The following is a 1,472-nucleotide window of genomic DNA, read 5'->3' on the forward strand; positions in this document are numbered from 1 at the left end:
TCCAAGGGCTTCTCGAGGTCCAAGGGCTTCTGGAGGTCCAGGGGCTTCCGGTCCTCCTGGGATCCCTGAGGGTCCTGAGACGTCTGAGAGTCCTGGGTGTTCTGAGGATCCTGGGGTTCCTGGGGCTGGTGGGGCTCCGGGGACGGCGGTATGGACACGGGTACCGTGCTCCTGTTTCGGGCGGCGGGTGCGCGAGCTGCTGCGCGGAAGAACTGGCGTACGACTGGCCGCATGGTAAGCAGCAGGCGGGCGGGCCGGGAATCGCGGGTCGGACCTGGGCCGCGGCGCCGAAGGAGCACCGGACGCGACGACCCGGCGCACATATCGGCCATGACGGCCCATCACCGGACGACTCACCTACGCTGCCCCCATGACCGCCCTGCCGGACCGCTTCTGCCCCACGGACCACACCCGGGTCCCCGCCGACTCGCTCGCCTGGTGCTGCCCCCACTGCCACGGCCCGCTGGACCTCGACTTCTCCCCCACCCCCGCGTCCCTCAAGTCCCTGACCGGGCGCGTCAATTCGCTGTGGCGCTACGCCGAGACGCTGCCGCTCGCCGACCCGTCCGTCTCGCTCGGCGAGGGCCGCACCCCGCTCGTGCCGCTCAGCGACGGCGTCTCGGCGAAGCTCGACTTCCTGATGCCCACGCTGTCGTTCAAGGACCGGGGGGCGGTCCTGCTCGCCGAACTGGCGCTGCGGCTGGGGCCGGACCGGGTCGTCGCGGACAGCAGCGGCAACGCGGGGGTGGCCGTCGCCGCGTACTGCGCCCGCGCACGGCTGCCCTGTTCGGTGTACGTCCCCGAGGAGACGTCCGCGAAGAAGCTGGAGCAGATCACGGCGCACGGGGCACGGGCCGAGGTGGTCTCCGGCGACCGGGAGGCGGCGGCGCGGGCGGCCCGGCGGGCGGCGGACGAGCCGGGCACGTTCTACGCCTCGCACGCGTACAACCCGTACTTCCTGCACGGCACCAAGACCTATGTGCACGAGGTGTGGGAGGACCTGGGCGGCCGGCTCCCGGACGTGCTCGTCCTGCCCGTGGGCAACGGCACGCTGCTGCTGGGGGCGGCGCTGGCCGCCGCCGAGCTGTACGCGGCGGGGCTGGTGCAGCGCCGGCCCGTCCTGTACGCGGTGCAGTCGGCCGCGGTGGACCCGCTGGCCCGCGCGTGGGCCGACGGCGCCGAGGACCTGGCCGGCCCGGCGGTCCCGGACCCGGCCCCGACCCTCGCGGAGGGCATCGCCATCCCGAACCCGCCGCGCGCCCGGCAGATCCTGCGCGCGGTACGGGAGTCCGGCGGCAGCTTCCTGACGGTGACGGACGATCAGGTCCTGCACGCCCGGCGCGACCTGGCGTCGCGGGGCCTGTACGTCGAGCCGACGGCGGCGGTCTGCTGGGCGGCGGTGCGCGACGGCGCCCTCGGCACCCGGAGCGCGGTGCTGCCGCTGTGCGGGGCGGGCGCGCGGGCGGCGGCGG

The 1,472-nt window shown here is 74.8% G+C and carries 1 protein-coding gene; it reads left to right on the forward strand.

All coding sequences use genetic code 11. The features are described from left to right. Window positions 1–370: 370 nt before the first annotated feature. Window positions 371–1,472: threonine synthase (locus tag WN71_RS37995; RefSeq protein WP_071369941.1), on the forward strand; the 1,102-nt coding region annotated here is incomplete at its 3' end.

The organism is Streptomyces mangrovisoli (genome assembly GCF_000974985.2).
GTDB classification, from domain to species: Bacteria; Actinomycetota; Actinomycetes; order Streptomycetales; family Streptomycetaceae; genus Streptomyces; species Streptomyces mangrovisoli.